Origin of the sequence: Desulfosarcina sp., from assembly GCF_041551955.1 — a bacterium.
In the GTDB taxonomy this organism is placed as follows: domain Bacteria; phylum Desulfobacterota; class Desulfobacteria; order Desulfobacterales; family Desulfosarcinaceae; genus Desulfosarcina.
On sequence record NZ_JBFELV010000282.1, the window covers coordinates 1 to 6,570 of the forward strand.

Here is a 6,570-nt window from a genome sequence, read left to right on the forward strand (position 1 = left end):
AGGTTCGACCGTTGTCGTAGCCCACCCAGACCCCGGAGATGAACCGGGGGGTGTAGCCGACGAACCAGGCATCCTGAAGGTCGTTTGTCGTTCCTGTTTTTCCGGCCACCGGCCGGTTCAATGCCTTGACCCGCTTGCCGGTTCCCTCTTGCACCACACTTTCCAGCAGGCTGGTCATGATGTAAGCCGTTCTTTTGTCGATGACCCGTTCCCTGGACGGGTTCATCTCTTCAAGAATATTGCCGAATCGGTCCTCTATCTTGGTGATGAAAGCAGGCTCCACCAGATAGCCCTGGTTGGCGAAAACGGCGTAGGCATTGACCAGTTCTAACAAAGAAACACCTGAGGAACCCAAGGCGATGGAGAGATCCCGGGCCAGGTCTGATTCAATGCCCAACCGTCGGGCGTATTCGATACAGTAGTCGATGCCAATTTCCTGAAGGATTTTAATGGTAACGACATTGCGTGATTTGACCAGAGCCTCGCGAAGCAGGGTCGGACCGTAGAACTTCTTGCCGTAGTTTTTCGGCTTCCACGTGAAGTCATTGACCTCGTCCTTGAAGACGATGGGGGCGTCGATGATCTCTGTTGCCGCGGTAAACCCCTTGTCCAGCGCGGCAGCGTAGATGATCGGTTTGAAGGCGGAGCCCGGCTGGCGTCGGGACTGAATGGCCCGGTTGAACTGGCTCTCCATGAAGTCGCGCCCGCCAACCATTACCTTGACCAAGCCGGTTTCGGCTTCGATGCACATCAAGGCGCTTTGGGCATCGGGGACCTGGTCCAGGGAAACCTCCCACAGGTCCCCGGCCGCCTGCTTTTTAACCACCCGCACCAGAATGACGTCTCCGGTCTCGAGCACCTGGGTGACCTTTTTCACCTGGGCCTGGTAAAATGCCAGCTCCGAGTTGGGTTTGCGCGCCCAGCGCAAATCTTCAATTGAAATGGTCCCGCGAGCATCACCCATGCGAACGGTGGCAGTCCCCTCCTTGTCATTCACATCGATGACCACCCCTTTGGTCGATGTCCCTTCGGCGAGCGGGGTCTCCTGCAGCGAGATCTGGAGTTCATCGCTGAAACGCTCAATTTCCTCGGGAGCCAAATGCGCTTCAGGTCCCCGGTATCCAATCCGTCGGTCCAGTTCACGCAGGCCTTTTTCGACCTCCTGTCGGGCGGCCCGCTGCATTTCGATATTGACCGCCGCGTAAATCTTGAGGCCTTGGGTGTAAAGGGCGTCCTGGCCGAATTTTTTTTCCACGTACCGCCGGATGTGCTCCGTGTATATGGGAACCTCTTCTATGTACCAGTTGCGGCGGGGCTTGATGTCCATCTTTACATCGATGGCCTCGGTCACCTCGTTGTTGTCGATGAACCCTTCTGCCAACATTCGGTTCAACACATAGATCTGTCGCTGTTTGGCCCGCTCGGGGAAGCGGAAGGGGGAGTATCGGCTCGGGGCCTGGGGCAGTCCGGCCAGAATGGCACATTCAGCCAGGCTCAGTTCGCTGACCGATTTTCCGAAGTAGTTTTCAGCCGCGGCTTCAACGCCATAGGCGCCGTGGCCAAGGTAGATCTGGTTCAGATACAGGTAAAGGATCTCTTCCTTGGTGAAGGTCTTGTCGATCCGATAAGCTAAAATGGCCTCTTTGATCTTTCGCTCGTAACTGCGCTCGGGGGTGAGCAGAAAGGATTTGGTGACCTGCTGGGTGATGGTGCTGCCCCCCTGGACGATGGTGCCCGCCTCGATATTTTTAATGAAGGCTCGAATGATACTGAACAGATCGATGCCCTGGTGTTTGTAAAACCGGGAATCTTCAGCGGCGATGAAAGCCTGTTGGAGTTGGATGGGGATCTTTGACAGGGGAACCACAATGCGCCGTTCCTTGTAAAATTCGGCAATTTTACGGTTGTCGTCGGAATAGACGGTGGTGATGATGGACGGGTGGTAGTCGGTCAGCGACGTAATTTTAGGCAGGTCGTCACTCAAATAGAAATAGACGCCGACCATGGCGGCGGCACCCATGAACATCAAAAAGACGGTCATGATCAGCGACCACTTGGCGAGCCGGCCAACAATCGCACCCGGTTGATGGCGAGCCCGTTTTTTCAGAATCTGTGAAGCGCTTTTTTCTCTGGACATGGCAGATTTTGAAACCTGTTATAGTGTTGGCATCAGCCCTGGCTGTGCCAACGAACCCCTTGGTCTGCGCCCGGACGTAACAATCGCATCACCCTAACAAAGTAAATAATTTTTCGCAAGATTATCCCGCAGTTGCAGAAAAAAGGGATTGACTACCGCAGGTGATGTGGTTAGATAATCCGGATTTGCATCAATGTTTGAAAGCCTCGGACGCGGTCGTTTTGACCGTCATAAACGGAATGACTGCGTTCAACTACGGAGAGAAAGCCAATGATTGAACTGAATTTTGAAAAAATGGGCGGACTGATACCGGCCATTGCCCAGGACCATAAAACCGGAGAGGTGCTCATGCTGGCATTCATGAATCGGGCCGCCTGGGAAGAGACGTTGAAAACCCGCCGGGCCACCTACTACAGCCGGACCCGTGACGCCCTTTGGGTCAAGGGGCTCACCTCCGGCCACATACAACATGTCAAGGAAATCCGGGTCGACTGCGATGACGATGCCGTGCTGTTGAAGGTGGATCAGGCCGGGGGGGCAGCCTGCCACACCAGATATGCCAGCTGTTTTCACCAGAGAGAGGAAGGCGGCGATCTGGTTACCTTCGGGCAGCTGGTTTTTGACCCCAAGGAGGTTTATAAAGAATGACGACACCCCTGAAGCTGGGTATTCCCAAAGGAAGCCTGCAGAATGCCACGTTTGCCCTTTTTAAACGATCCGGCTGGATCATTAATGTCAACGACCGCAGCTATTTCCCCGAAATCGACGACGACACGATCGAGTGCACGATCTGCCGGGCCCAGGAGATGTCCCGCTATGTGGAAAACGGCACGTTGGATGCCGGACTCACCGGCAAGGATTGGATTGCCGAGAACAGCTCCGACGTTCATGTGGTTGAGGACCTGATCTATTCCAAAGTCAGCGCCCGGCCCGCCCGGTGGGTCTTGGCCGTGCCCTATGACTCTCCGATCAAATCCCTTGACGATTTAAGCGGCAAGAAAATTGCCACCGAGCTGGTGGCCTTTACCAAGCGCTATTTCGAAGAACGCGACATCTCTGTGAAAGTCGAGTTTTCATGGGGTGCCACGGAGGCCAAGGTGGTTTCCGGTCTGGCGGACGCCGTGGTGGAGGTCACCGAGACCGGCAGCACCATCAGGGCCCATGGCTTGCGCATCATCCACGAGCTCATGCGGACCAACACGCAACTGATCACCAATCGTCGGGCGTGGGAGAACCCGCCCAAGCGGGAGAAGATCGAACAAATCGCCCTTCTGCTTAAAGGGGCCCTGTTGGGTGAAAAGATGGTGGGCATTAAAATGAATGTGCCCCACGACAAGCTGGAGCAAGTCGTGACGTTGCTGCCCAGCCTAAATGCCCCTACGGTGGCGTCTCTTTACCAGTCCGACTGGTTTTCTGTGGAGACGGTTGTCGGCACCGGGGTGGTGCGGGATCTGATACCCGTACTGCTGAAAAACGGCGCCGAAGGTATTATTGAATATCCGCTTAACAAAGTGATTTAACACTAATCTGCACCAGAGAGAATGCAATGGCATCGAAACGCACCGAGGAGATGACTTCTTTCATCGTCATGGATGTGCTCGAACGGGCCTGTGCGATGGAGGACGAAGGCAAGCACATCGTCCACCTGGAGGTGGGAGAACCCGACTTCGACACCCCGGAATGCGTAAAAGCCGCGGCCTGCAAGGCGCTGACGGACGGATATACGCACTACACCCACAGCCTGGGCCTGCTGGAGCTGCGCGAAGCGATCTGCGAGTATTATCATGACACCTATGCTGTCCGTGTAGATCCGGGCCAAGTGGTTGTCACCTCAGGCAGTTCGCCGGCCATTTTCATGACTTTCGCGGCGCTGCTTGAGCCCGGGGACCCGGTGATTCTCTCTGATCCTCACTACGCCTGCTATCCCAATTTCATCAAATTCGTCGGCGGAGAGCCGGTGAGGGTGCCGGTCTTCGAGGAAGACGGATTTCAATATCGTCCAGAGGCCATCCAAGAGAAGCTCACTGACCGCACCCGGGCCATCTTCATCAACTCTCCCTCCAACCCCACGGGAAACCTGCTCTCCAAGTCACGGATGGAAGCCATCGCCGGCATGCCGCCCTGGATCGTCTCAGACGAGATCTACCACGGGTTGGTGTATGAAGGAAAAGAGCATTCGATCCTCGAGTTCACGGACCGGGCGTTCGTGCTCAACGGGTTTTCCAAACTATTTGCCATGACCGGCCTGCGATTGGGCTACCTCATCGCACCCAAGGCGTTCATCCGCCCCATTCAAAAAGTGCAGCAGAACTTTTTCATTTCGGCCAATGCCATGATTCAAAAGGCGGGCATTGCCGCCTTGAGGGAATCCGGGGAAGACGTGGCACGGATGAAGCGCATTTACAACCAGCGACGGATCTTCATGATCCGACGGCTCAGGGAAATGGGGCTGGGCATCACCGTGGAACCCACCGGCGCGTTCTATGTCTTTGCCAACGCCCGGCACATCTCGGAAGATTCCTACGCCCTGGCATTTGACATCCTGGAAAAGGCCTGCGTGGGGGTGACGCCCGGCATTGATTTTGGACAGCACGGCCAGGGATACCTGCGTTTTTCCTACGCCAACTCCATGGAAAACATCGCCGAAGGCATGAACCGCCTGGAGGCGTATCTAAAGGTGGATCGATGAACCGGGATCAGCGGCATGATTGTTAAATCGGCAGACTTTGTCACCAGTGCGGTTAAACCGTCCCAATATCCCGAGGCCCGATACCCTGAGGCGGCCTTCGCCGGGCGCTCCAACGTCGGAAAATCCTCGTTGATCAACACCCTGGTCAACAGAAAGCGGTTGGTAAAAACAAGCTCCACGCCCGGTCGAACCCAGCTGATAAATTTTTTTACGGTCAACGACCGGGTTTCGCTGGTGGACTTGCCCGGATATGGTTACGCCAGGGTTCCCGCATCGGTGAAACGCAATTGGGGACCCATGATCGAGACCTATCTCAAAGGCCGTGAAACCCTGAGGGCGGTGGTCTTGATCATGGACGTCCGCCGGACTCCGGGCATCGAGGAACAAAACTTCATCGACTGGCTGGTGCATTATCACAGAACGCCTATTTTTGTGCTGACCAAGGCGGACAAGCTTTCCAAGTCCGCTCAAAAAAAACAACGGCAGGCCATCGGCGCCGCCATCGATGTGGACGAAGCCGCCCTGATCCTTTTCTCCGCCAAGACACGGCTGGGAAAACCGGAGGTCTGGTCGGCCATAGAAAGGGCCGTCCTTGATGAACACCACAGACAAACCTGACCCCAACCACGCGTTTAGATCCGGCTTTGTGGCCATTCTCGGCGCACCCAATGCGGGAAAGTCCACCCTGCTCAACCGGTTGTTGGGCCAGAAAATTTCCATTACCTCCAAAAAGCCCCAGACGACCCGTAATCGGATCCTTGGCGTGGCGCACCGGACGGGGTCTCAGATGGTTTTTCTGGACACACCGGGTATTCACCGGGCCAGGACCCCGCTCAATGCCCGAATCGTCGATGCCGCCCTGTCTACCCTGTCGGAAGTGGATCTTGTGCTTCTGGTGGTGGATGCTCAGACCCCGGACGAACCGTCGGAACGGCTGCTGCTGGACAAGCTTACCCAGCAGCGACTCCCGGTGCTGCTGGCCCTCAACAAGATCGACCAGGTTCAGCGCCCCGCCCTGCTGTCCCTGATCGAACGCTGGTCCGGGTTGATCCCTTTTACCGCCGTCGTTCCCATCAGCGCCAAAACCGGCGAACAGGTGGACCGGTTGATGGATGCCATGGAGGCGCTCCTTCCTGCCGGGGCGCCTTTTTTTCCACCGGAGAGCTTGACGGACCTGCCGGCGCGGTTCATTGCCGCCGAAATGGTCCGGGAAAAGGCCATCCGGCTTACCGGCCAGGAAGTTCCCTACGCCGTGGCAGTTACCATCGATTCTTTCAAGGAGGAGAAAAAAGGTTCACTGATTCGAATTCATGCCACCATCCACGTGGAACGGGACTCTCAAAAGGGCATCGTTATCGGTAGGCAGGGGACCAAGTTAAAGCAGATTGGCGAGGCGGCCAGGCTGGATATCGAGGAGATGCTTGGCGCCAAAGTCTTCCTTAAACTCTTTGTGCGGGTTCAGAAAAACTGGACCCGGGACACCAAAGCATTGCGCAAATTCGGGTACTGATGATTCTCTCTTTTCACCCCTGCTTCGAGGCCGACAGCAATCTGCTTTGTGCCGGCAGGGATCCGGACGAAAACGATCTGGCGGCCATCGTCGTCGCCGATGCCGTCATTCTTCCCCAGGGATGCAAGGCATCTCTTTACCGCATGGTCAGGCGAAACTGCCCCCATGTCTTTCCCGACTATGATGCACGATTTCAATATCCAGGAAAAACCGGCCAGGCCAGACTTTTTCAGG

The 6,570-nt window shown here is 55.9% G+C and carries 7 protein-coding genes; 6 read left to right on the forward strand and 1 reads right to left on the reverse strand.

All coding sequences use genetic code 11. The annotated features are described in order from the left end of the window. Positions 1-2,137: penicillin-binding protein 1A (locus ABYV26_RS17855; protein ID WP_372682711.1), on the reverse strand; the 2,137-nt coding region annotated here is incomplete at its 3' end. Positions 2,138-2,380: 243 nt separating this feature from the next. Here ABYV26_RS17855 and hisI point away from each other — a divergent pair. From hisI to ABYV26_RS17885, 6 genes are all read left to right on the forward strand, one after another. Next, on the forward strand, positions 2,381-2,785 hold the full coding sequence (gene hisI, locus ABYV26_RS17860; protein ID WP_372682717.1) for a phosphoribosyl-AMP cyclohydrolase: 405 nt from the start codon (positions 2,381-2,383) through the stop codon (positions 2,783-2,785). Next, complete coding sequence (gene hisG / locus ABYV26_RS17865; RefSeq protein ID WP_372682712.1) at positions 2,782-3,657, forward strand: ATP phosphoribosyltransferase; 876 nt, start codon at positions 2,782-2,784, stop codon at positions 3,655-3,657. Before hisI ends, hisG begins: the two co-directional genes overlap by 4 nt. A 26-nt stretch (positions 3,658-3,683) precedes the next feature. Beyond that, a complete protein-coding gene (locus ABYV26_RS17870) occupies positions 3,684-4,826 on the forward strand; it encodes a pyridoxal phosphate-dependent aminotransferase (RefSeq protein ID WP_372682713.1) in 1,143 nt (380 codons plus the stop codon). 15 nt (positions 4,827-4,841) lie between these two features. Next, complete coding sequence (yihA, locus tag ABYV26_RS17875) at positions 4,842-5,444, forward strand: ribosome biogenesis GTP-binding protein YihA/YsxC (RefSeq protein WP_372682714.1); 603 nt, start codon at positions 4,842-4,844, stop codon at positions 5,442-5,444. Further along, positions 5,422-6,336: a GTPase Era gene (gene era / locus ABYV26_RS17880; protein WP_372682715.1), complete on the forward strand. Its 915-nt coding sequence runs from the start codon at positions 5,422-5,424 to the stop codon at positions 6,334-6,336. Before yihA ends, era begins: the two co-directional genes overlap by 23 nt. After that, a partial coding sequence (locus tag ABYV26_RS17885) for a hypothetical protein (protein ID WP_372682716.1) occupies positions 6,336-6,570 on the forward strand: 235 nt, incomplete at its 3' end. The genes era and ABYV26_RS17885, both read left to right, overlap by 1 nt.